The organism is Microcoleus sp. T3_D1, assembly GCF_036700405.1.
GTDB lineage: Bacteria > Cyanobacteriota > Cyanobacteriia > Cyanobacteriales > Microcoleaceae > Microcoleus.
The window spans coordinates 18,980-42,388 of record NZ_JAUBOV010000021.1; the positions used below are offsets into that span (position 1 = coordinate 18,980).

Annotated in this window: 18 protein-coding genes; 9 read left to right on the forward strand and 9 right to left on the reverse strand. The window is 44.8% G+C overall.

Annotation, left to right across the window (positions count from 1 at the left end; genetic code table 11):
- Both QT992_RS11925 and QT992_RS11930 read right to left on the reverse strand, forming a co-directional pair.
- The coding region (locus tag QT992_RS11925; protein ID WP_333377026.1) for a sulfotransferase family 2 domain-containing protein at positions 1 to 1,783 on the reverse strand (1,783 nt) is incomplete at its 3' end.
- Positions 1,784 to 1,867: 84 nt separating this feature from the next.
- Entirely contained in the window at positions 1,868 to 2,827 is a 960-nt protein-coding gene (locus QT992_RS11930) for a GDP-mannose 4,6-dehydratase (RefSeq protein WP_333377028.1), read from the reverse strand.
- Positions 2,828 to 3,074: 247 nt separating this feature from the next.
- Here QT992_RS11930 and QT992_RS11935 point away from each other — a divergent pair, with 247 nt between their 5' ends.
- On the forward strand, positions 3,075 to 6,071 hold the full coding sequence (locus tag QT992_RS11935) for a tetratricopeptide repeat protein (RefSeq protein ID WP_333377031.1): 2,997 nt from the start codon (positions 3,075 to 3,077) through the stop codon (positions 6,069 to 6,071).
- Between the two features lie 282 nt (positions 6,072 to 6,353).
- Here QT992_RS11935 and QT992_RS11940 read toward each other — a convergent pair whose 3' ends face one another.
- From QT992_RS11940 to nadD, 5 genes are all read right to left on the reverse strand, one after another.
- Positions 6,354 to 7,454 (reverse strand): methyltransferase domain-containing protein, encoded by a 1,101-nt coding sequence (locus QT992_RS11940; RefSeq protein ID WP_333377033.1) that lies wholly within the window; start codon positions 7,452 to 7,454, stop codon positions 6,354 to 6,356.
- A gap of 177 nt (positions 7,455 to 7,631) precedes the next feature.
- Positions 7,632 to 7,874, reverse strand: coding sequence for a DUF5678 domain-containing protein (locus QT992_RS11945; protein ID WP_333377035.1), 243 nt, complete (start codon positions 7,872 to 7,874; stop codon positions 7,632 to 7,634).
- 22 nt (positions 7,875 to 7,896) lie between these two features.
- Complete coding sequence (locus QT992_RS11950; RefSeq protein ID WP_333377037.1) at positions 7,897 to 8,850, reverse strand: GDP-mannose 4,6-dehydratase; 954 nt, start codon at positions 8,848 to 8,850, stop codon at positions 7,897 to 7,899.
- A gap of 356 nt (positions 8,851 to 9,206) precedes the next feature.
- Positions 9,207 to 10,226 (reverse strand): type I glyceraldehyde-3-phosphate dehydrogenase, encoded by a 1,020-nt coding sequence (locus QT992_RS11955; protein ID WP_333057138.1) that lies wholly within the window; start codon positions 10,224 to 10,226, stop codon positions 9,207 to 9,209.
- A 191-nt stretch (positions 10,227 to 10,417) separates the two neighbouring features.
- Positions 10,418 to 11,134 carry a nicotinate (nicotinamide) nucleotide adenylyltransferase gene (gene nadD / locus QT992_RS11960; protein WP_333377040.1) on the reverse strand — a complete coding sequence of 239 codons (717 nt, stop codon included), beginning with the start codon at positions 11,132 to 11,134 and terminating at the stop codon, positions 10,418 to 10,420.
- A 629-nt stretch (positions 11,135 to 11,763) separates the two neighbouring features.
- Here nadD and murC point away from each other — a divergent pair.
- The 4 genes from murC to QT992_RS11980 all read left to right on the forward strand — a co-directional run bounded on the left by murC (position 11,764) and on the right by QT992_RS11980 (position 15,859).
- Positions 11,764 to 13,320 carry a UDP-N-acetylmuramate--L-alanine ligase gene (gene murC / locus QT992_RS11965; RefSeq protein ID WP_333377042.1) on the forward strand — a complete coding sequence of 519 codons (1,557 nt, stop codon included), beginning with the start codon at positions 11,764 to 11,766 and terminating at the stop codon, positions 13,318 to 13,320.
- 150 nt (positions 13,321 to 13,470) lie between these two features.
- A complete protein-coding gene (gene murB, locus QT992_RS11970) occupies positions 13,471 to 14,427 on the forward strand; it encodes a UDP-N-acetylmuramate dehydrogenase (RefSeq protein ID WP_333065719.1) in 957 nt (318 codons plus the stop codon).
- A gap of 416 nt (positions 14,428 to 14,843) precedes the next feature.
- Complete coding sequence (locus QT992_RS11975) at positions 14,844 to 15,194, forward strand: YbaB/EbfC family nucleoid-associated protein (protein ID WP_190742781.1); 351 nt, start codon at positions 14,844 to 14,846, stop codon at positions 15,192 to 15,194.
- Between the two features lie 173 nt (positions 15,195 to 15,367).
- Positions 15,368 to 15,859 carry a low molecular weight protein-tyrosine-phosphatase gene (locus QT992_RS11980; protein WP_333336821.1) on the forward strand — a complete coding sequence of 164 codons (492 nt, stop codon included), beginning with the start codon at positions 15,368 to 15,370 and terminating at the stop codon, positions 15,857 to 15,859.
- Between the two features lie 10 nt (positions 15,860 to 15,869).
- On the opposite strand, the gene QT992_RS11985 is transcribed toward QT992_RS11980, so the two are convergent.
- Positions 15,870 to 16,610, reverse strand: coding sequence for a response regulator transcription factor (locus QT992_RS11985; RefSeq protein WP_333336819.1), 741 nt, complete (start codon positions 16,608 to 16,610; stop codon positions 15,870 to 15,872).
- A gap of 519 nt (positions 16,611 to 17,129) precedes the next feature.
- A complete protein-coding gene (locus QT992_RS11990) occupies positions 17,130 to 18,728 on the reverse strand; it encodes a glucose-6-phosphate isomerase (protein WP_333313844.1) in 1,599 nt (532 codons plus the stop codon).
- Between the two features lie 463 nt (positions 18,729 to 19,191).
- Between QT992_RS11990 and dusB the strand changes: the two genes are divergently transcribed.
- The 4 genes from dusB (at position 19,192) to QT992_RS12010 (ending at position 23,329) form a co-directional block, all read left to right on the forward strand.
- The gene (dusB, locus tag QT992_RS11995) at positions 19,192 to 20,205 is read left to right on the forward strand and encodes a tRNA dihydrouridine synthase DusB (RefSeq protein ID WP_333313845.1); all 1,014 of its coding nucleotides are present in this window, start codon (positions 19,192 to 19,194) and stop codon (positions 20,203 to 20,205) included.
- Between the two features lie 196 nt (positions 20,206 to 20,401).
- Positions 20,402 to 21,322 (forward strand): ornithine carbamoyltransferase, encoded by a 921-nt coding sequence (gene argF / locus QT992_RS12000; protein WP_333313847.1) that lies wholly within the window; start codon positions 20,402 to 20,404, stop codon positions 21,320 to 21,322.
- Positions 21,323 to 21,539: 217 nt separating this feature from the next.
- Positions 21,540 to 22,850, forward strand: coding sequence for an AAA family ATPase (locus QT992_RS12005; RefSeq protein WP_333313849.1), 1,311 nt, complete (start codon positions 21,540 to 21,542; stop codon positions 22,848 to 22,850).
- Positions 22,847 to 23,329, forward strand: a complete 483-nt coding sequence (locus QT992_RS12010; RefSeq protein ID WP_333313850.1) for a type II toxin-antitoxin system VapC family toxin — start codon at positions 22,847 to 22,849, stop codon at positions 23,327 to 23,329. Before QT992_RS12005 ends, QT992_RS12010 begins: the two co-directional genes overlap by 4 nt.
- Positions 23,330 to 23,409 lie beyond the last annotated feature (80 nt).

Here is a 23,409-nt window from a genome sequence, read left to right on the forward strand (position 1 = left end):
GTTCTAATTCCCCCTGAGTTTGGTGCAGTTGAGTCTGAGATTGTTCTAATTCCCCCTGAGTTTGGTGCAGTTGAGTCTGAGATTGTTCTAATTCCCACTGAGTTTGGTGCAGTTGAGTCTGAGATTGTTCTAATTCCCCCTGAGTTTGGTGCAGTTGAGTCTGAGATTGTTCTAATTCCCACTGAGTTTGGTGCAGTTGAGTCTGAGATTGTTCTAATTCCCCCTGAGTTTGGTGCAGTTGAGTCTGAGATTGTTCGCTAAGTTGTAGAAGCTGGTGGAATCCACCTAATTCATTCCTACGCTTTGCTCGCAAGTTCAGAGCCTCTTGATACAGTTCCATATCGAGACTGTTGCTCTGTGCTAACTTATTGATAATTTCGTTATCAGCTAAGATTTTTTGTACTTGATATTTATAATTAGGACATGTATTGCTCTTGTCACTACAAATAGTAACTTCTGACCATTTCATTATCTTTCTTAAATCTTCTAAGTCGGACTCAAAAAACTCCATAATTCCGACAAAATCAAAATCACTCAATTGATTTTTACCAATAAAGCTAGTTGCTGTATTTTTCACCATCTCAGCAAACTCTACGATTCCCAACACATCCATATTGCGTGGAACCCCCTCCTCTTGCGATCGCCAATAAAAGTAATTTGATATTAATCGAATCACGGGGTTCCTCAACCAGATTACTCTTTTAGCATTCGGAAAATAACCATTGTATTTATCTGAGTGAAAGTGACCGTGAATAGCTTTAATGTTTGGCTGCAAATCGGATGGTTTATATATTTGACTTGCGGGCCTATTCAAATAATCCATGAAAATAGCTTCAGTGCCATAAACATCAATTAAAATTTGAGAGAACGTTGTTCCTCCTGTTTTTGGCACATGAACCGAGATTATTTCCACATTCGCCTGAGTTTTATGCAATTGCGCCTTGTATTGCTCTAACTCTGCCTGGATTTGGCGCAATTGCACCTTGTCTTGACCCGCTCCTATCCGCTCTCCATAAGGCTTATTGTAAAACAAAGGCGTAGGTTCGACATTTAAGTTTAAATAGAAATCGTTGGAAACCTTAGAAAGCTCTATAACAACGATCGCATTAGCTGTTGTAAATGGATAATTGTACTCTACATTACTAACTTCAATAGCCTCGACTTCTTCCCACAACATTTTAACGCTATCTTCGGTTGGATCTCGATCTACTAATTTTAAGAAATTTGTAGTAACTGCTTCTTTAGGGATTCCGTACTTTTCTAAAAGACTTAGGTACTGACCGCTGAACTGAATATACCACTCACCATCTGTCAGGGTTCCAAAAGGAACGGTAATTAAGGCAGTTCCACCCGTAGTGAGCAGATCGTATATCTTAGCTATAGCCTTGAGAGGATCTTCCAAATCTCGTTCTTCTGTAACTTCACCATAAGTGCCTAGGGGGGTAACACCCTGTCCTATATGCTCTACTGTTGAAATAGAAACTATAGCATCATATTTTTGTTCAGAGCTAAGTAACATTAAATCTTCATTGTCTACACCTAGATCTATTTCAAATTTATCTACAATCTTTCTGGAAATAACTCCCGTATACTGACTGAGGGAATTTTCATAATAGGATAGCACGTTTCCCACTTCTAAGACGCGGGCGGATTTCGGAACATTGAGCAAAAACTCGAACCCTATCGGTACTTCTACTGCTCTTTCCGATGGATTGTTATATCGGATGCGGTTGTAAGGGAGTTCTTTCCCCTTATAGCTAAAACTTTTTTTCCACTTACTCATTCCCATTTTTTCCTATTTTTACTTAACTTAACAAAATTTAACTTTCGGTATAACAGAATCCTTAGTATAGATTCTGTCCGTCTATTAAAAATTAGCCTGCTTTGCCTCCACCATCATCTTTACTACATCGTGCATTTTATATTTTGCCTCCCAACCTAACTTTTCCTTGGCCTTAGCAGGGTTGCCTCTACCAAGTGCAATTTCTGTTGGTCGATAAAGACTCATATCTGTAACTGTATGTTCCTCCCAGTCTAATCCTAAAGTGGCAAACGCTTGGACAACAAATTCTTGTAAAGCATGACTTTCTCCAGTGGCAATCACATAATCATCGGGTTCCGACTGCTGCAACATCAAATACATTGCCTCCACATATTCGGGTGCCCAACCCCAGTCCCGCTGTACGGAAATATTGCCCAATTGCAGCTTTTCTGGACTGCCCGCGGCAATCCGGCAAGCTACTGATACAATTTTTTGGGTGACAAAACGTGATGGTCTCAAGGGAGATTCGTGATTAAATAGGATACCAGAACAAGCAAATAAATTGTAGGCCTCCCGATAATTCGCTACTTCCCAAAACGCTGTTGCCTTGGCAACTGCATAGGGACTTCTAGGTTGAAATGGCGTGTTTTCTTCGGCGGCTTTGCCTCCGGTATCGCCAAAACACTCGCTAGAACTAGCATTATACAGTTTGATCTTTCCTCCCGTAAACCGAATTGCCTCTAGGAGATTCAGTGTCCCCGTGGCAATGCTTTCTAGGGTTTCGACGGGTTGCTCGAAGGATAACCCTACGGAAGTCTGACCTGCTAAATTGTACACATCATCTGGCTGAATTTTGCTTAGGACTTGCAAAACGCTGCGAAAATCATTGAGAGACATGGATTCTAGCTTTACTGAGTCGCGGATGCCTAAGCGGGAGAGATTTTGGAATCCTGAAATTTGTGCATCCCGCGATGTACCACAGACTGAGTAGCCTTTATCTAGGAGTAGTTTGGCTAAATAAGCTCCGTCTTGGCCGGATATACCACAAATTAGTGCTTTTTTCATATAATTACCCCTAAAAACTCTGTGATGACTGCCACATCCTTGGTGCTTGCTCAGTTTAGTACATTATGAAGGCATACTGAAGACAGATTTTGCTAGTTGACTTGACATTTCGATCAAGTGTTCCCTAGTATATTGGACGATGTGTAAATTTGTTTCAAGTCAGGAACTTTGCTAAAGCGCCTATAGTCTGGTATCGTGTACAAGGTTTGAAAGATCGTTGATTTTATAAATATAATTGAACAGATTTATGAATACACCAGAAGTGGCAACACAATACTTTAACGAGGGCGATCGACTTCTAGAGTCAGGGAATCTAGAGGAGGCGATCGCCGCCTACCGCCATGCGATTGAGCTAAATCCTGACATTTCTTGCTCTTATTATCACCTAGGGGAAGCCTTAAGTCAACAAGGTAAGTTGGAGGAAGCGATCGCAGCTTACCGCCGCGCCATAGAACTCAAACCGGATTTTTCTTGGTCTTATCACCACTTGGGAGATGTCCTAGAGCGACAACAGCAATGGGAAGAGTCGGTGGCTGCATTCCGTCAAGCGATTCAATTAAATCCCGATCATTTTGGTTCCTATGTAGGATTAGGGCAAAGTTTAGCAAAATTGGGTCAGCTAGATGAGGCGATCGCGGCTTACCGCCAAGCAAGTATTCTCAACCCGGATGTTGATTGGATTTACGGCTGCATAGCAGATATTTTGCAGCAGCGAAGAGAGTTGGATTTGGAATGCATGATCGCTGCTTACCGTCGAGCGATTGAGTTAAATCCAGATGATGTGCAAGCATACCGCAATCTACTAAATATTCAGCCAGATAACTTAGAAGTTTATTTGGATTTGGGGAATGCTTTAGCGAAACAGGGCGATTGGCAGGGGGCGATCGACATATATCAAAGAGCGATCGAGCTTAACTCGCAAGAGGCTTTAGTTCACAACCTGTTAGGAGAAGCGTTAGAACAACTCGGCGATCTAGAAGCAGCAGTTGTCTCCTACCGAAGAGCGATAGAGCTTCATCCATTTTTTATGTCTGACGATCAGTTAGGGAAAGCGTTGGCTAAACTTAGTTATCTAGAGCAGTTTCCCTTTGATGACGTTGCATTTTTGCAAAAAAATAGCCACCTCAGTGATGCAGATTTTATCCAAAAAATTTTCCGCGACTATCTGAAACGATATGTTAATGATGAACAAGTTGCGTCATTCCTTGAAATGGTCCGTTCAAGTAGTCGAACTCGTCATCAAACTATCTCTGAAATCATCCGACCATCAATGGAATTTCAGTTAAAGTACAAACAGTTCTTCTCGATTTCATTTGAGGAAGTTCACTGGTCATTGGGAACCTTTTTTGCACAAAAAGGGGAATGGGATGAAGCGCTTGCCTCGTTCCATCAGGCAGTTTTGCTAAAACCTGAAATAGCTTTAGCTTATAGCCGTTGGGCTGAGCATCTAGCTTTAGAGAACAAGTGTGACGAACAGGTGGCTGTTAGAGCCAAATTCTTTAACGCTTTACTCAATAAGTCATATTCAGCGTCATTCTATACCTATTTAGGTAAAATTCTAGCACTAAGAGGTCGAGTAGATGAAGCACTAGAAGTTTACAAAACTTCACTACTGCTTCAACAAAATTCACGCGAAGTTGGCGAAGTCTATATTAATATGGGTCAGCTATTACAACAACAGAATCGGCTAGACGAGGCCCTAAAATTTTACCAAAAAGCGATCCCACTCACTTCTAGTAAAGGTGAAGTATATGTAAATATTGGGCAGATTCTTTCAGCACAAAAACAGCTATATGCAGCCATTAAAATTTACAAGAAATCGATTGAATTGCAGCCTGACAAAGGAAATACTTACATTAATATTGGTCATATTTTATCAGAAACAAATCAAATAAATGAGGCAATAAACTATTACCAAAAAGCGCTGCAACTACCAGATGTCCACCATGATGCCTATCTATCATTAGCGAGTCGTCTTACTAAACAAGGTAAGTTGGATGAAGCTGTTTCCTGTTTACAAGGGTTAATTAATCAAGAGATTCCATGTGAACACCCTGAAGCTCTCCGAAACTTAGGAAATATTTTGCTGCAACAAGGTAAAATAGAGGAGGCAAATGCTTGTTTAAGAAAAGCACAGTCGGTAGCCCCACCCAAAGGGTTTTATATCACAACAAAAGAGTGGGCAATTGTATCTAAGTTAGATCATACTAATTATATAGATATACATCCCATGCATCTAGTAGAAATAGCGCCACCGAAAACAATTTATAAAGAAGTTCATCCGTTTTTAAATGAAAGGAGTAAATTTGAATCGCCTGCTACTTTCGTCTCTACGCTTCCAGAAGGTCGGTATTGTCAATTAGATCCGCTTAAGAATGGTTATATCACGCAAAATAATCAGATGTTACTTGATGTTTCTAGTTATATAGATCCAGGAAAATTATCAGAGTTAAACTTTCCTCCTGTTCACCACGTTGAAGGGACAGTAGCTGTTTTATCAGGAAATACAAGTGTAATATATTACCATTGGATAGTAGACGCACTGCCAAAATTAGGGCTAATAGAACTCAGTGGCATAGATATAAATAGTATAGATAAGTTTTTAGTCAGTAGTTATTCGGGGTTTCACAAGGAAACACTGGATATCTTAGGTATTCCAGAAAATAAAATCGTAGAGAGCAGCAAATACCCTCACATACAAGCAGATAGGTTAATTGTTTCGTCTTACCCAGGTTTAATCTGCTGTCCAACTAAATGGGCGGTTGAATTTCTCAGAAGCAAATTCCTGCCCGCCGCAGCGGAACCCAACTCGCAGCAGCCAGAACGCATATATATCAGTCGGAACCTTGGACAGAGCCGGAGAATTATTAATGAAGATGAAGTTTTAGAAGTTTTGAACCAACACGGATTTGTGACTATCTATGCCGAATCAATTTCGATAGCAGAAACAGCTTCGCTGCTGAGGGGAGCTAAAGTTGTAGTTAGTATGCACGGCGGTGGAGGGACTAACCTGATATTTTGCAGTCCCGGAACCAAGGTGATAGAGATTTTAACGCCCCACTACCCGACAACATGTTTCTATATTCTCAGCCGTCAAGCGGGACTTGATTACTACTACTTAATGGGCGAAAGTATTGAATGCTCTTACTTGCGGCAACTTATTTACTGGATAGACGGTTGGGAAGATACGCTTGTCAATATAGATGCGCTGAAAGCTCTGTTAAGGATGGCGGAAGTGACTTAATACTAGGCTATTAGCATACATATCAAGGTCGCTGAATACTAAATCACAAGGATTTGGAAATATTAGCAAGATCGCAGGCTACTTAGTTAACCTAGGTCTCATTTTTATAATCTTTATTGAAATTTTAAATGTTTTTGTAAGAAAATGATATGCTCAAAGGCATGACTCAAAAAATAGTTCTTTCAACTTCAGGCTTACTCATGAATTAGGGGCTACAGGCATATCGCGTAGCCCCACAATTCATGAATTAGGAACTGGACGCATATCGCATCATCTGGTTTACTACTCCGCAGTTTTTAATAGTTCGACATAAATATTGCCGAAGTTTTCATCTCGATCGCTGCCAGGTCGCGAATCTCCTGGGTGATGTTCAGATAAACTATGATTCTTAACCGTGAAGTGAACGCGCTTATAGCCAATCATCGTCGCTATCTCCTCAATCATTTTCTTGCTGAGTAAATTGATATGAATCCAGCATTTCCATTCATCTGAAAATACACCTTGAAAGCCTTTCTCAAAATCAGAATGCAAGCGCATTGACTCTATTAAACAAGGTGTACTAATTCTATGAATAGCGCCCGGTTTTAGGACTCTATACGCTTCTGCAAGAAACTCGATTTGAGACTGTTGACTGATATGCTCAATAAAATCTTCATGGAAAATATAGTCTACGCAACTATCGGGAATTGACCACGAGCTATTTGCGGGAAACTGAAAAATTTCATCAAAGTGATTTTCCAAAAATTCAGGTTCTACCTGAACTTCCAGTTCGATATTTAAAAAGCCGACTTTAGGAATTCTTCCTGGTCCCACATAAATTTTAATCGGTTTTTTTTGTGATTGTAAGCTTAAAACTTTATTTTTAAATCTGTTAATTTCAGACTCAAAATTGCCCAATGTAATAATTCTTATAATCGGGTATATTGTAGAAACTAACTTATCCAAAATTGATTGGGGAATTGATGTCAAATTAAATTTTTCACAGGAACCAATGCTACTACGATTTGCCACTAAATCTTCATCTAATTCAGCACACAAATATTGGTTATGATCGGTTAGTAAAGCCAAATTATCATTAGAAAAATAAACTGGCTTGAATTTTTCCCAAGGGCCAATCAACTTTCTATCTGCTTGCAAAGCCCCATCTATCTGAGCTGACAAATAGTTACCTTGAGGAGTCAGTAAAACAACAAAATCTAGATCTCGATTCACAGCCATAATTACATTGACTTCCGCTGAAAAATCAGAAGATTGAGTCTGGCAAACTCTTCCATCTACTACTGATATGTATTTTTGGTTGAATGTCTTAAGCCAATATAAATCGATATTATTTGGTATTTCCATCAAACAGTTGTTTGTTAGTTCATTGATTGATTTTGACATATTCGTAAATTAAGCTATACAACAGTTTATGGTACAAGTATCCATCGCTAAAAAGAGATTGTTGTGGTAAACAATCAATTCCCTTTCCGCCACAAAACCCTGTAACCGTTCTTTCTCCAAAATATATTCATCACTGAATTGCATTGTTTCACAGTTTTAAACATCATCAACTAATATCTAGTTACAACAGCGAAATCCTGGGAAGCGAACAGACTCACTAAACTCGCTTTCATATATGCGACCGATCACATAACTTAAATTAGGTGTATCAGGGGGAATCCCGTCCTTCATCTTTCGATAATCCCGATCGCAACTAATCACCCCTCGGTTAGTATAAGCGATCCACTGACCCCGATATTTCTTCAACTCCCGGCGATTGGCTTTATACCACTCCTTAGCCGTTGCATATTCTCCTTCCATATTTTCACCCCATACTTTTCCCTCACATCATCCTCGCTTCCACCATCATCCGCACCACATCGGGCATTTTATACTTAGCCTCCCATCCCAACTTTTGTTTCGCCTTACCCGGATTTCCCCTCCCAACTGCAATCTCCGTCGGTCTGTAAAGACTAGCATCGGTTACTAAATGTTCCCGCCAATCCAAACCCGCAGAAACAAAAGCTGTCTGCACAAACTCCTCCAAAGGATAACTTACACCCGTGGCAATTACATAATCGTCCGGTTCTTCCTGCTGCAACATCAAATACATCGCCTCCACATATTCCGGCGCCCAACCCCAGTCCCGTTGCACTGAAATATTTCCTAAATGCAGTTTTTCGGAACTACCTGCCGCAATTCTGCACACAACAGATACAATCTTTTGGGTAACAAACCTCTCCGGTCGCAGCGACGACTCGTGATTGAACAAAATACCAGAACACGCAAACAAATTGTACGCTTCTCGATAATTTGCTACTTCCCAAAATGCCGTTGCTTTCGCTACCGCGTAAGGACTTCTGGGGCGAAAAGGCGTATTTTCATCGGCTGCACTGCCTCCGGTATCCCCAAAACATTCGCTGGAACTGGCGTTGTAAAGTTTGATTTTTCCGCCTGTAAACCGAATTGCTTCTAACAGATTCAATGTGCCTGTGGCAATGCTTTCGAGGGTTTCTACGGGTTGTTCAAAAGACAGACCGACGGAACTTTGGCCGGCTAGATTGTACACCTCATCTGGCTCTATTTTGGCAAGCACTTGCAAGACGCTGCGAAAATCGTTGAGAGACATGGATTCTAGTTTTACTCTGTCTCGGATGCCCAAACGGGCCAGATTTCCGAAACTAGACATTTGGGCGTCCCTGGAGGTGCCGCAAACTTCATAACCTCGATCGAGTAACAGTTTAGCTAAATAAGCTCCGTCCTGACCTGAGATACCACAAATCAGTGCTTTTTTCATATAAACTATTTACTTTGATGATTCGGCGGTTGAAACCGATCCTACACAAACAAAATCTGCCTCCGCAGACTAAGAAGTAGGTTGGGTTTGCTATCGTTCAACCCAACTTACATATTTTGGATTTTACTTAAGCTGACTGTCGGCCACTCCCTAGTCCGCCAGGGAATGAATTCCCTGTCTAATAGCTAAAGTCCTCTTAAGAGGACTAATGAGTTTAAAAGTCTTCTTCTGACTTTTTTTAAGAAGACTAATAAGTTTAAAAGTCTTCTTCTCAGTCCTCTTAAGAGGACTTTAGCTTTGAGGCAGGGGTTTCAACCCCTGCCGGACGGCTGGACTGCCGGAAAGAAGTCAGGGATCTAACCTTCCCAACGTTCGGCGACCAATTCAGCCAAGTCAACCACCCGCTGACTGTAGCCCCACTCATTGTCGTACCAAGCCAAAACCTTCACCATGTCGCCATCCATCACCAGCGTCAAGCTGGAATCCAGAATCGAAGAAGCATCACTTCCGCGATAGTCGCATGAAACTAAAGGCAAATCGTTGTACTCCAAAATCCCTTTCATGGAGCCTTCGGCGGCTTCTTTGAAAACTTGATTTACTTGCTCGGTAAAAGTCTTTTTCTCTACCTGAGCCACAAAATCAACTACCGACACATTAGGAGTCGGGACGCGCATGGCGATACCATTTAACTTGCCCTTCAATTCTGGAATCACCAAAGCCACAGCTTGTGCTGCTCCGGTAGAAGTCGGCACAATATTCATTGCTGCCGCCCGGGCCCGCCGCAAGTCGCGGTGGCTAGCATCCAGCAAGCGCTGGTCGCCAGTATAGCTGTGGGTAGTGGTCATCATGCCTTTGACGATGCCAAAATTTTCGTGCAGCACTTTCAGTACAGGAGCCAGACAGTTGGTAGTACAGCTAGCATTGCTGATGACTGTGTAGTCACTGTGCTTGTAGTTGTGGTGGTTGACTCCCATCACATAAGTGCCAACTTCAGAACCCTTGCCGGGAGCGGTAATTAGCACTTTTTTAGCGCCGGCAGTGATATGCTTCGATGCACCAGCTTGGTCAACGAAGACGCCGGTTGATTCAATAATCAGATCAATACCCCAATCTTTCCAAGGCAAGTTTAGCGGGTTGCGATCGCTCACGCATTTAACTGTCTTGCCATTTAGGGTAATGGAATTTTCATCCGCACTGATGTCCACATTCTTCAACGTTCCCATCATGGAATCGTATCTGAGCAAGTGAGCATTACTTCTGGGATCGGAAGTGTCATTAATAGCTACCAACTCTAGCTGGCTGTTTTCTCTGCCCAGCCAGCAGCGCGCAAAACTGCGCCCGATACGTCCAAAACCATTGATCGCGACTCGAATCACTTTAGTACCTCCTAACGATGGCAGCCCTTAGCTTAGGCTTAAATTTTGGAAAAATTTAAGAATTGAGTTATGAGACAAGATCATATCGCAAAGGTCGATCCTTTCTAACTTTTTGTGTCGATCAAAAAAGCTTGAACTTTTCTAGAAGGCTGACATTGCAAGGGAGAAGGCATTAGGCTTTCTGCCGCTGGTTACTGGTAAAGCTGATGGGCTGCAATATAAGTCCCGACAACTTCCGGGACTAAGTAGCGGAGGTCGATCCTTTCGGCGCAACAGCGGCGGATGTGGCTCGACGAAATCTCGATCGCACGCATGGACAGCACTTCCCAGCGAATTTCCACGTCCAAAAGAGCCATTTGTTCGGCAACTCGTCGGCCCACAGCAGTCGCATGAACCTGCATCCTGTCCCCCCCGAAATCGAGGGGTTTTCCACCCGGACAATCTCCCCACTCGGACAGTCCCCCAATCTCCCCGCTTTCTGCTATCTCTCGATCTTCCTGACTCGGACGTGGGGCCACCAACCAGTCGCACAACCGGGCAATTTCGCCGCACCGATGCCATTTGGGAAGAGTAAGGAGTGCGTCACTACCAATAATCCAGTACCAGCGATGATCGCCGGGATACAATTTTTGCAAATACAGCAGGGTGTCGATCGCAAAACAACTGCCTCTGGGATTTGCCGACCGCGGCGAAATTACGAAGTCTGGGCGATCGCCGATCGCCAGAGCAAGCATTTCCCGCCGCTGCTCAAAACTTGCCAAATCCGGGCGCTCTTTGTGAGGAGGAGAGCGATCCGGTACCCAAATGACTCGATCGAGAGCAAATTGACTTGCAGCCGTCTCGGCCACCAACACGTGACCCCAGTGAACCGGGTCAAAAGTCCCCCCCAAAATCGCTATTTTCCCCATATTTCCCCAAAATCAGGATTAGTAGAGACATCGCGCCAATTTTATGTTTATACACTTTTAACCGTAAGCTCTATCACTTTTCCACTTATTCGACTAACTGCATAACTTGGTATATATACAATTAAGTGAGAATACATACTATCTATAGTTGCTGTAATTGAGTTGCGATCGTGTCAATCTCTGACTTTCAAGAAAAAATAACCGTAGGAGTAGATAAATGACTACAAAATGAGCGAAATTTTGTTGTTCGTGGTAGTGTTTGTAAATCCTTATGGGTTTTACCCTCAATCTTGGTAGAAAGGTTGTGGGGCTTTTGCTGCCGTATCCCAGCACAGCAGGCGGATAGAAATAGAAAGAATGCAGGAGTATGCAACCACCCAAACTTAGTCTATTGGCACAGGCCCCAGACCCCGTTTTCTCTTACCTGCAATTTTCGAGCTGTGACTGTTCCGGAAAACTACTCGGTACTAAGTCATATAGGATACAAGACAAACATCTCTACAAGTCCCTCAAATCTAGGGACGCGCAGAGAATTTTGTACAAAATCTCTAGCGAACTGTATCCTGAAAAAACAATTCTTGATATGATATCGCGTGTTATTGGCGTGGTGTGGTGTGTGAGGAGCAAAGATGCCGAGTTCTGTTGATTTTAGCGGTAGACCATTTCATTTCATCGGCATTGGTGGGATTGGGATGTCAGCCCTTGCCTACATTCTAGCTAAACGCAAGTTGCCTGTGTACGGCTCCGACATTAAATCGAGTCACATAACCGAGCGCTTGCAAGGAATGGGAGCTCATATTTTTTGGAGTCAAGACGCCAGCAATTTGGAACTATTTCAAACGGCCCTCAACGGTAGCAGTCCCGACTGCGGGCAACAGGAAAGGGCAGTATCCTCGATAGTCGCGGGTACGGTAGGGACTTCTGTCGCGACAGCCAAAGCTATCCAATTGAACGGCAACGGTTCAAGCGCCCAAGCAATTCTGGGATTGCCTCAAGTAGTATGTTCGACGGCTATTCACCCAGCCAATGCCGAATATCGAGCTGCTTTAGATTTGGGCTGTCCGATTTTTCATCGATCGGATGTGTTGGCAGCGTTAATTCAAGATTATCAAAGCATAGCGGTAGCCGGGACTCATGGCAAAACTACTACTAGCAGCTTAATCGGCTTCATGCTGATGGCGGCGGGTCTAGACCCGACGATCGTAGTAGGAGGCGAGGTAAATGCTTGGGAAGGCAATGCCCGTTTGGGGGAAGGGCCCTACTTAGTGGCCGAGGCTGATGAATCCGACGGTTCTCTCGTTAAGCTGGTAGCCAAAATTGGCATAGTGACGAATGTGGAACTGGATCATCCAGACCATTACGATACCCTTGACCAGGTAATAGACACATTTAAGGTGTTTGCCCAAAACTGTCAAACCTTGGTGGGCTGCATTGACGACCAAATCGTCAAAGACTGCCTTCACCCTCATGTCAGTTATAGCTTGCAGCCGGACAGCGGTGCTGACTACACGGCTTCGGGCGTGGAGTACGGGGCAGAAAGCACCAAGGCTCGGATTTGGGAGCGAGGAGTTTTCCTGGGGGAAATGGAGTTGAAGTTGCTCGGCACACACAATCTCAGCAATGCACTAGCTGCGGTAGCAGTAGGCCGATTGTTGGGGTTAGAGTTTTCGGCGATTGCCAAAGCGATTGCTGGCTTTGAAGGAGCTCGCCGCCGTTTTGAGGTGCGGGGCTTTCACAATGACATCCTGTTTGTGGACGACTACGCCCACCATCCTAGCGAAATTCGTGTCACCTTGGCGGCGGCTCGCTTGCGGATCGAAGGTAGCGAAAAAAATCCCAAATCCCGAAGAGTGGTTGCAATTTTTCAACCCCACCGTTACAGCCGGACTCTGACATTTTTGCCAGAATTTGCTCAATCTTTTGGGGATGCTGATTTGGTTGTGGCTTGCGATATTTATAGTGCTGGGGAACCAAATTTAGGAGAGATTAGCGGGCAGCAGGTTGCTGATTTGATTGCTAAAGAAGGCCGAGAGGTTGAGTTTGCGCCTTCCCTGGAGTCAGTCACTCAGTTTTTAACCCAAAATCTGCAACCGGGGGATTTGGCTCTGTTTTTGGGTGCTGGTAATCTGAATCAGATTATTCCAGAGGTTATGGCTTTTTATCAACAAGCCGATCGCCCCGATTAGCTCGCGAACTGAGTAGAGTCGATCGACATTATGGCGTTGCACGTTGGGCCGAAACTTCTGTCGGACGGCTCGCTCAAAGGGGCGACATAAGTTAGCTAAATGGATTTTAAACCACGTCTTCGAGCGAAGGTATTTTTAAGGATTTTCAAGATGGTGACTATCTCGAATGACTCCTCTGTTAAGGACAATCGGCGAGTGTATTCTCCTATTTCTTTGCGGGGAACTGATTGCAAGATTAACTCCCAAGTTTCGCTGGCGGGCCTGACTTCCTTCCGAGTCGGCGGCCCGGCCGAGTGGTACGTTGCTCCCCGCAGTATGGAGGCTTTGCAAGCGAGTTTTGCCTGGGCACACGATGAAGGGATGCCGGTGACTCTGCTGGGTGCAGGTTCTAATTTGTTGGTGAGCGATCGGGGTTTGTCCGGTTTGGTCGTCGGCACTCGCTACCTGAAACAGGTGAATTTTAACCCAGAAACAGGTCAAGTTACAGCGGGGGCAGGGGAGTCAATTCCCCGCCTTGCTTGGTTGGCGGCTAAACGGGGCTGGAAAGGTCTAGAATGGGCAGTCGGCATACCGGGCACCGTGGGAGGGGCTGTGGTGATGAATGCAGGCGCTCATAGAGGCTGTACTGCTGATATTCTGGTCAACGCTCGCGTCCTATCCCCTGGTGGCAAGGTGGAAATTCTGACTCCCCAAGAGTTGGAGTACCGCTACCGGACTTCGGTGCTGCAAGGGGGCGATCGGCTAGTAACAGAAGCGACTTTCCAGTTACAGCCGGGGTTCGACCGATCGCAAGTAATGGCAGAAACTAATGACCATTTCAGCCAGCGGCGGACAACTCAACCTTACCACTTACCGAGCTGTGGCTCAGTCTTCCGTAACCCCGGCCCCAAGACTGCCGGTTGGTTCATCGAACAAGCGGGACTGAAGGGATATCAGATCGGCGGCGCACAAGTAGCGCAGCGCCATGCTAATTTTATTCTTAACTGCGGGTCGGCAACGGCCAATGATATTTTTCAAGTGATCCGCCACGTTCAACAGCAAGTCGAGCAGCGGTGGTCGCTGTTGTTGGAGCCAGAAGTTAGAATACTGGGAGAGTTTCCCTTCTAAGGCATCATTGAAGTAATACGGAAACGGCAGACTGCCAGCCCACACACCATCACAAAGTAGTTGTCAAGAACCTCAGCCCTGACGGCATGAGGCTTGAAAGAGAAATCTAACAAGCCATCTTGACCCGCCAAGCGTCTTAACTGACTACGTTTTTTGAGTCACGACACCGGGCGAATGCGAAGCTAGTTCCCTGCTCTGTCGCTAGTAGTTAAACAGTTCTAAGGTCACTGGAACAGTGCTGCTAGCCTAACAAGCTCAGAAAACATTGGCAAAGCTAACTTTACCCCAGAAATGGGAGATTGAGGACAACCATATCCTCACGGGGGGGGCAACCATACCCCCCTACCCCGCAAGGGGATTAAAATTAAATGTAAAGCCGTCCTGTAAGGACGGGGTTTCAGACCCGAGGAATTTTGATGACAAAATCAGGACAGGGATTTGGCTTCGGCCTGGGCAAAATGAAAGAACTGACTGAAGCTTTCAAAAAAGCTCAGCAGGTTCAAGAAGGAGCTAAAAAGCTCCAAGAAGAGTTGGATGTCATGGAAATTGAGGGAACTGCCGGCGGTGGCTTGGTCAAGGTTTTTCTCAGCGGCAACCAAGAACCCCGCCGCGTGGAAATCTCACCGGATGCCCTCGGTGAAGGTGCTGATGTGGTTTCTGAACTCGTCACTGTGGCGATGCAGGATGCTTACACTAAGTCTACGATGACGATGCGGGAGAAAATGGAAGAACTCACCGGTGGACTAAATCTCCCCGGTTTCGGTTAGTCATTAGTCATCAGTCATCAGTCATTAGTTGTTAGCTATCTGTGTTTAAAAAGGAATCTATAGCTAATGACTGATTGATTTGTCTGAAGCACAAAACATTGGGAAAAAGGGGAAAGGAAAAATTTTCTTTCTTCCTTCCCATTAAAAATTACCAATTACTAATTATCAATTAAATGTCTTATAAATTATTGTTTGTCTGTCTCGGCAACATCTGCCGATCGCCCTCAGCAGAAAATATTATGAATCACTTAATTGAACAAGCTGGTTTGAGCGATCGCATCACCTGCGATTCTGCTGGAACTGCTAGCTATCACATTGGCAGCCCCCCTGACAGGCGGATGGCATTGGCGGCGAAGAAGCGAGACATTGAATTGCTAGGCGAAGCCCGCCAATTTACCAGGAAAGATTTTGAAAATTTTGATTTGATTCTGGCTATGGATCGGGACAATTATCGCAATATTCTTGCTCTTGATAATGCGGGAAAGTATAAAGATAAAGTGCGGCTGATGTGCGATTTTTGCCAGAAATACGACCTTAAAGAAGTGCCAGATCCTTACTACGGTGGCCCGGAGGGATTCGATCGAGTAATTGATTTGCTGCTGGACGCTCAAGCGGGTTTGTTGGAGTACGTTATCAATCAGGAAAAATTAAGAATTACCAATTAACAATTACCAATTACCAATTACCGACTAAATGGTGTTCCATCGCAAAGCGAACGAGTTCTGCACGGTTGTTGCTGTCGGTTTTTCTGAACAACCTGCTGACGTGCTTTTCGACAGTTCGAGGACTCAGGTGGAGTCGATCGCCTATTTGAATATTAGAAAGACCTTCTGTTAGCAACTCTAGCACTTCTCGCTCTCGCTGAGTCAAACTCGGAGCATTTTGGCTGGGAGATGGGCGTGAAGCGGAGCTATCCCGTAGGGAATCGCCTGTGTTTGACTTTTGAGTAAAAAAATCCGCTTCTGGCTGGCTGTTGGCTCTGCTGCGTGCCTCTGTTGGCGTCGGTTCTGGTTTGGGGGAATGAGACGGTGCCTGAGCGATTAGAGCGTAGCGATCGAGCAAAGAGCGAATTACCGCCCCCAATTCTTGGAGTTCAAAAGGCTTAGCCAGATAATTGTCGCACCCCATCTGATAGCCGCGAATCCGTTCCTGCGTGCTCGTGCGTTCCGTCAAAAAAATCACCGGCAGCAAGCGGAAAGCGGGACGAGTCCGAACTCGCCGCACAAATTCGTAGCCATCCATCTGGGGCATTGTAATGTCGGTAACAATCAAGTGGGGCTGAAATTCCTCTACCAAACCTAAAGCTTCTTTGCCATTCTCAGCAGGGATTACAGAGTATCCGGTAATTTCCAGATAATCGGTAATCGACAAGCGAGTCGCGAAATCGTCGTCAGCAACCAGAATGGTCAAGGGCATGAGGGGAATTTAAAAATTAAACATTAAAAATTAAAAGTGAAATTAGTCACTTTTAATTTTTAATTCTACTGTTTAATTCTGTTTTTGACACTCCCTGACCTAAAGGACAGGGATTCTTAATTCAGCGACTGACCTTAAAATGTTGCGTCCTTTCGGCAATACTCAAACTTTTTAACCGTAGAAAGCCTACCAATTAACGAGCCCGATTCGCAGTCACCCGCCTAGGGTCTATCTCCAAAAGCGTACTAGGATCTTCACCTAGAGTTCGGGTATGCCCTACCCTACTTAACAAGACTAAATAGTTTGTTTCTCTGGTTAAAGGAACTGTGTTAAGCCCCTAGCTGTTTATAGAGTTTTCGCCGCTCTTTGTCCCCCGGTTTACGCGCCAAAGTGTGTCGTTAACTGTTTTTATACACTCCGGGCGAAGGAGTTTAACCTTGACTACTCTAGTATACTAGAAATTGCCTCACTTTTAGGAAGGGATTTAAGAAATTAAAGCCGTCCTAGAAGGACAGGGTTTTAGACCCCATTTCGTTGATAACTTGCTGTTAAAGTAGCAGGCTGCCCTAATGTTCCCTCCAAAGCTACGCCGCGCCCGTTGGCTGCCAAATGTCGCAGAGTTTTGTAAATTGTCTCGATTTGCTCTGGTTTTCCTGATTTTTTAGCTATTTCTGCGACAGAAAGAGGTTTTTGGGCGTCTTTGAGCACTTGCAGTACCCGTTGCTGCAAGTCCAATACAGCAGCGGCTGCTTTTTTGCCTGCTTCAACCCCTGGCTGGTGATAGGCATTGACATTCACCAAGGAACCGTAAAAACCTACGGCTCTTTCGTAGAGGGCGATTAATGCTCCTACTGTCCGAGGGTTGACTTCGGGAATTGTGACAGTAATGGAATCTCGGTGATTTTCGTACAAGGCTTGCCGAGTTCCCTGCAACAAACCAGACAAATAATCTCCCGAAGTGACGCCGGTTTCTACTTCTGGGGAAATGCCTTGCCTGTCTTGCAAAACTTCGATAAATGTTAGGAAGAAATTCGGCACCCCGTCTCGCAGTTGCTGGACGTAGGCGTGTTGGTCGGTGCTGCCTTTGTTGCCGTAAACTGCGATTCCTTGATGAACTGTATTGCCGTCTAAATCTTCCTGTTTGCCGATCGATTCCATGACTAATTGCTGCAAGTAGCGGCTGAACAATAGCAGTGAATCTTTATACGGCAAAACTACCATATCTTTTTCGCCACGTCCGTTGCAAGCAAAATACCAGGACATTGCTAACAGGGCGGCGGGATTATTTTTAATGTCGGGAATTCTGCTAGCTTCGTCCATGACTTTAGCGCCGTCGAGCATCGCCCGAATGTCGATGCCTTGCAAAGCTGCGGGCAAAAGTCCTACTGCTGACAATTCGGAAGTGCGTCCTCCCACCCAGTCGGCCATTGGGAAGCTGCCAATCCAGCCTTCGGATTTGGCTAAGTTGTCTAGTTTGCTGTCACATCCAGTGATGGCAACTGCCTGTTTGGCGAAGTCGAGTTTTTGGGCGGCGAAGGCTTTTTGAACTTCGATCATGCCGTTGCGGGGTTCGGGGGTGCCGCCGGATTTGGAGATAGTAATTACTAGGGTGCTGGCGAGTTTGTCTTTGATTTTGTTGAGGACTCGATCGATCCCAGCCGGATCTGTGTTGTCGATAAAATGTATTGCTAGGGGCGGAATGTCTGGGGATAAAGCTTCGGCGACAAATTGGGGGCCCAGGGCGGAACCACCGATGCCGATCGAAATTATGTCGGTAAATTGCGGAGCAAAGGGCGGTTTAATATCGCGGTTTTGAACTTTCTTGACAAATGCTTCGACTTGTGCTATCCCTTCAACTATTTCTTGTTTTAATTCTGGAGTGGGAGCTAAATCGGGGTTTCGCAGCCAGTAGTGGCCCACCATGCGGTTTTCGTCGGGATTGGCGATCGCACCTGCTTCCAAGGCTGCCATGTCTTTGAAAGCTTTGTCAAATTTGGGCTTCAGTGCTGCTGCGAAAGCGTCGTCGAATCCCATGCGGCTGATATCGAGGTAAAGTCCCAATCCAGAGTGATAGTAAAGCCAGTCTTGATAGCGTTGCCAGAGTGCTGCGGCGTCCATAGGAATTCTCTACAATTTTTTTAATGTTCGATCGGCGTCGTCAGGAATCCACCAATTGTAGTTTAAAACGATCTGATGTACGGCTTTTGCAGAATCCTAATAAATTTAAGCATTAATCGTCTGAAGGCAGCCGGAACAGAAGGCAGTCAGAGCATTCGGCAGAATTAAACAATAAAAATATGACTTGGGCAACAGTCTTAGTAGGTAGATCCCCCATTAATGGCCACACCCCATAGATAGATCGAAGTGGCACAGAGATTTAACTGTGGTCGGGGTTGGCGTTTGGGCCCTGGTTTGACAATATTCAAATTCGGGCGATCGGGATGTGTAAAATAGGCATTGCGGTCAGGTTAAATATACTTTTAGCTGTCACTCAATAATCGGCTAAAAATATAGTTAACAACAGTCAAGTATCTGAAGTGTAGTATAATATACAGATATTAGAATTTAAGTGCGATCGACTATGCTTGCTCTATCTCCCGAATTAAAAGAAAGGTTAGCAACTCCGCTCAAAATCGGCGATTTTGAAGTTAAAAGCCGCGTCCTGCAATCGCCCTTATCCGGCGTTACCGATTTGGTATTTCGCCGCCTGGTGCGCCGCTACGCGCCGGATTCGATGATGTACACGGAAATGGTGAACGCTACGGGTTTGCACTACGTGAAGCAACTGCCGAGAATTATGGAAGTTGACCCGAACGAGCGCCCGATTAGCATTCAATTGTTTGACTGCCGGCCGGATTTCTTGGCAGAAGCGGCCCAGAAAGCAGTGGCCGAAGGAGCGGATACTGTTGATATTAATATGGGCTGTCCGGTTAACAAAATTACTAAAAACGGCGGCGGTTCTTCGCTGCTGCGCGACCCGGAAACGGCCGAGGCAATTGTGCGGGCTGTGGTGGAAGCGGTAGATGTTCCTGTCACCGTTAAAACTAGAATCGGTTGGACAGACAAAGAAATTAATATTTTGGAATTTGCGAAGCGGATGGAAGATGCGGGAGCAAAAATGATTACCGTGCACGGCCGAACTCGATCGCAAGGTTACACCGGCCCGGCAAAATGGGAGTGGATTCGCCGAGTGAAAGAAGTTTTATCGATTCCAGTTATTGCTAACGGGGATATTTTTTCAGTGGAAGCAGCGATGCGATGTCTGGAAGAAACGGGCGCGGATGGAGTGATGTGTTCGCGGGGAACTTTGGGCTATCCTTTTTTGGTGGGAGAAGTTGATTATTTCTTGAAAACTGGTGAAGAAAAGATAGCTCCGACACCAATTGAACGCCTCGAATGTGCTAAGGAACATTTGCGGGCTTTGTGGGAATATAAAGGTGAAAGCGGTGTCTGCCAAGCGCGCAAGCACTTAACCTGGTATGCTAAGGGTTTCCCCGGCGCTGGGGAATTGCGGGGCGTGTTGGCTGTGGTAGAAACGGTGGAACAAGGTTGCGATTCGATCGATCGGGCGATCGAGCAATTGCCCGCAAGTTGAAATAAACTTAGATATTGCACCATTGTTAATAAGCCTTTGACGGGCGGGCAGGATGCCCACCCCACAATAAAATCTAATCTTTGTGGAACAGGCCGGAAAGCCTGTTCTTGAGAATGGTGCAAGCTAAAATAAACAAAACCCGCCTCTGCGGGCTAAGATTTAAGACACAGTTAAAAATTTGTGTGTGGGGGAAAGCATGGACTCATTAAAAGGGCGAGATTTATTAAGTCTGGCAGATTTAAGCATTGACGAATTAAATTATTTGCTGGATCTAGCAGCCAGTTTAAAATCGGGAATGGTCAAGCTGAAACGCAATAAAGTTCTGGGCTTGTTATTTTCCAAAGCTTCAACGCGAACGCGGGTAAGTTTTACAGTAGCAATGTATAAATTGGGAGGGCAAGTGATTGACCTCAATCCCAACGTTACACAAGTCAGCCGCGGTGAACCTTTGGTAGATACAGCCAGGGTTTTAGACAGATATTTAGACATTTTGGCGATTCGGACTTTCGAGCAAAAGGACTTAGCAACTTTTGCCAATTATGCCAAAATTCCTGTGATTAATGCGCTGACAGATGACGAACACCCATGTCAAGTGCTGGCGGATTTAATGACAGTAAAAGAGTGTTTTGGCAAGTTGGAAGGATTGACCCTGACTTATTTAGGCGATGGCAATAATATGGCAAATTCGCTGATGTTGGGCTGTGCAATGACGGGAATGAATGTAAGAATTGCTTGCCCTCAAGATTTCCAGCCGAATGCTGAGATAGTGGAAAAAGCTAAGAATATTGCTCAGGGAAAAACAGAAGTTACTGTGACGACGGACGCAGAAGCTGCTGTGAAGAATGCTCAAGTGATTTATACTGATGTTTGGGCGAGTATGGGACAGGAAGAGGAAGCAAAAATCAGGATTCCTTTGTTTGAGCCATATCAGGTAAATGAACAATTGCTGAAGTTAGCAGATAAGAATGCAATTGTATTGCACTGTTTGCCCGCACACCGGGATGAAGAGATTACCGATGCAGTGATTGAAGGCGGTCAATCGCGCGTTTGGGATCAGGCAGAAAATCGGATGCACGCTCAGCAAGCTTTGCTCGCAAGCATTCTAGAAAGCGATTAGGAATAGAGAAGGGAAGAGAAGAATAGCCCGACTGCAGAATAAGAGAAAAGTCATTCTCTCAATCTCAATCTCAATCTCTTCTATTCTCTTTCTCTGCGCCCTCTGCGCCCTCTGCGGTTAATAAAAAAAACATAATTCACAAAAGGTTATCGAAAAACATGAAATTGTCGCTAAATCACATTTAACACCCAATAATCGACAATTCCAGATCGACACCATGCTAACAGAATTTACCCTCGCAAACTTCAAGAGTTACAAAACAAGCCGATTACCGCTTGGAGCGCTGACTGTGCTCATCGGAGCCAACGCTGCAGGCAAAAGTAATGCAATTGAAGCTTTGCGCTTTTTGTCATGGTTGGCACAAGGTCAAAAACTCACCACTATTCAATATGCGGTCAATAATGCCGATCGCATTATACGCGGTCGAGTCGATGATTTATCTTATCAAGGAGAGTCAAGTTTTACCATCGGTTGCCATTTAGACTCAACAAAATGGAACCAACTTGATATAACCCTCAATGTGCGTGAGGGAGAACTGCATATTAGTAGTGAGCGGATTGTTGGCTCGACAACTGAAACAAGTCAAATACCTCTATATGAGCTAAATAAACCATCTCAAGGAATAGGGACGGATGTTGATGTTTCCTATAACAACTTTACCAAAGGAAAAAATAAGCCACGAGTAATTTGCAGCGATCAAATGGCTATCTTTGTTCAATTAGACACACCTGCTCGTTTTGATGCAAAAAACCATAAATCCCAAAAAGTCATTCCTGAAACAGTCCACGAATATCAAAGAGTATTACAAAACATCCTATTTCTAGATCCCGTTCCCGCCAAAATGCGCGAGTACAGTTTCAAATCGGATAAACGCTTACAGGAGGATGGCACTAATCTTTCCAGTGTTTTGTTTCGCCTCTGGGAAAATAAACCCGATAATCAAAAAACTATTTTAAACTTGATTCAGAGCTTACCAGAACAGGCTATAGAAAAGCTAGATTTCATTTCTGGCCCGCGAGATGAAGTGATGGTACGCCTAGCAGAAACCTTTGGTAATAAACCGCGCTATTGCGAGGCGGCTTTGTTATCAGATGGCACTTTGCGGGTGTTAGCAATTACAGCAGCCATGCTATCAGCAACCGAAGGTAGTTTAGTAGTCATCGAAGAAATCGATAATGGCGTTCATCCCAACCGCGCCCAACATCTACTAACCTGCATTCGAGATATTGCCGAGCGTCGTAATTTGCGGGTGCTGCTTTCTACTCACAACCCCGCTCTCATGGATGCCTTACCTGATGCTGCTCTCGGTGATGTAGTGTTTTGTTACCGAGATCCGCAAGCAGGGGATAGCCGCCTTGTACGACTCGGAGATATGTATGAGTTTCCTAGCCTGATATCGCAAGGCCCTCTTGGTCAATTGGTAACTGCTGGAGTAGTCGATCGGTTTGTCAAGTCGCCGCACACGCCTGATGAGAGAAAACAGCAAGCAATGGCATGGCTGTCTCGTTTGCAGGAGTACGGGGAATGAGTAGTATTTGCCTAATCGATACTAGCATTTTCCTCAACTTTCTTAATGTTCCCAACTGTAATCAGGATAGGGCATTAGTCCTCGAAGATTTTAAGGTTTATGCTGAATCTGGTTGTACTTTTTTGTTACCGATGGCAACCATAATAGAAACAGGCAACCACATTGCCCAGAATGGCGACGGTACAATGAGAAGGAAAACAGCCATGCGTTTTGTTAAAGAAGTTAAAGCTGCATTTAAGGGTGAAGCTCCTTGGTCACTTACTCAATTCCCCACTACAACAGAGATACTAGAGTGGATTGACAATTTTCCCGATGGAGCTGGCAAAAACAAAGCCCCTGATAAGCCTGAAGGAACTAGCTTCGGCGATCTCAGTATCATTGAAGAATTTAATAAGTCGTGCAAGCGCTTCCCCATGAGTGAAGTGTTTATTTGGTCACTGGACAGTGATTTAAGTCGCTATCACCAAAACGCAAAATAATGATCGGTTAGCCCGATGTTTAAACGCCGGCTTTTCAACTGAAGATGACTTTCGCCCGACGCCAGGGGTTTAACCCGCTG

Coding starts and splice junctions, on each gene's coding strand:
- QT992_RS11930 (WP_333377028.1), bottom strand. CDS start 2,827: ATGAAAAAAGCACTAATTTGTGGTATATCCGGCCAAGACGGAGCTTAT.
- QT992_RS11935 (WP_333377031.1), top strand. CDS start 3,075: ATGAATACACCAGAAGTGGCAACACAATACTTTAACGAGGGCGATCGA.
- QT992_RS11940 (WP_333377033.1), bottom strand. CDS start 7,454: ATGTCAAAATCAATCAATGAACTAACAAACAACTGTTTGATGGAAATA.
- QT992_RS11945 (WP_333377035.1), bottom strand. CDS start 7,874: ATGGAAGGAGAATATGCAACGGCTAAGGAGTGGTATAAAGCCAATCGC.
- QT992_RS11950 (WP_333377037.1), bottom strand. CDS start 8,850: ATGAAAAAAGCACTGATTTGTGGTATCTCAGGTCAGGACGGAGCTTAT.
- nadD (WP_333377040.1), bottom strand. CDS start 11,134: ATGGGGAAAATAGCGATTTTGGGGGGGACTTTTGACCCGGTTCACTGG.
- murC (WP_333377042.1), top strand. CDS start 11,764: ATGCCGAGTTCTGTTGATTTTAGCGGTAGACCATTTCATTTCATCGGC.
- murB (WP_333065719.1), top strand. CDS start 13,471: ATGGTGACTATCTCGAATGACTCCTCTGTTAAGGACAATCGGCGAGTG.
- QT992_RS11975 (WP_190742781.1), top strand. CDS start 14,844: ATGACAAAATCAGGACAGGGATTTGGCTTCGGCCTGGGCAAAATGAAA.
- QT992_RS11980 (WP_333336821.1), top strand. CDS start 15,368: ATGTCTTATAAATTATTGTTTGTCTGTCTCGGCAACATCTGCCGATCG.
- QT992_RS11985 (WP_333336819.1), bottom strand. CDS start 16,610: ATGCCCTTGACCATTCTGGTTGCTGACGACGATTTCGCGACTCGCTTG.
- QT992_RS11990 (WP_333313844.1), bottom strand. CDS start 18,728: ATGGACGCCGCAGCACTCTGGCAACGCTATCAAGACTGGCTTTACTAT.
- dusB (WP_333313845.1), top strand. CDS start 19,192: ATGCTTGCTCTATCTCCCGAATTAAAAGAAAGGTTAGCAACTCCGCTC.
- argF (WP_333313847.1), top strand. CDS start 20,402: ATGGACTCATTAAAAGGGCGAGATTTATTAAGTCTGGCAGATTTAAGC.
- QT992_RS12005 (WP_333313849.1), top strand. CDS start 21,540: ATGCTAACAGAATTTACCCTCGCAAACTTCAAGAGTTACAAAACAAGC.
- QT992_RS12010 (WP_333313850.1), top strand. CDS start 22,847: ATGAGTAGTATTTGCCTAATCGATACTAGCATTTTCCTCAACTTTCTT.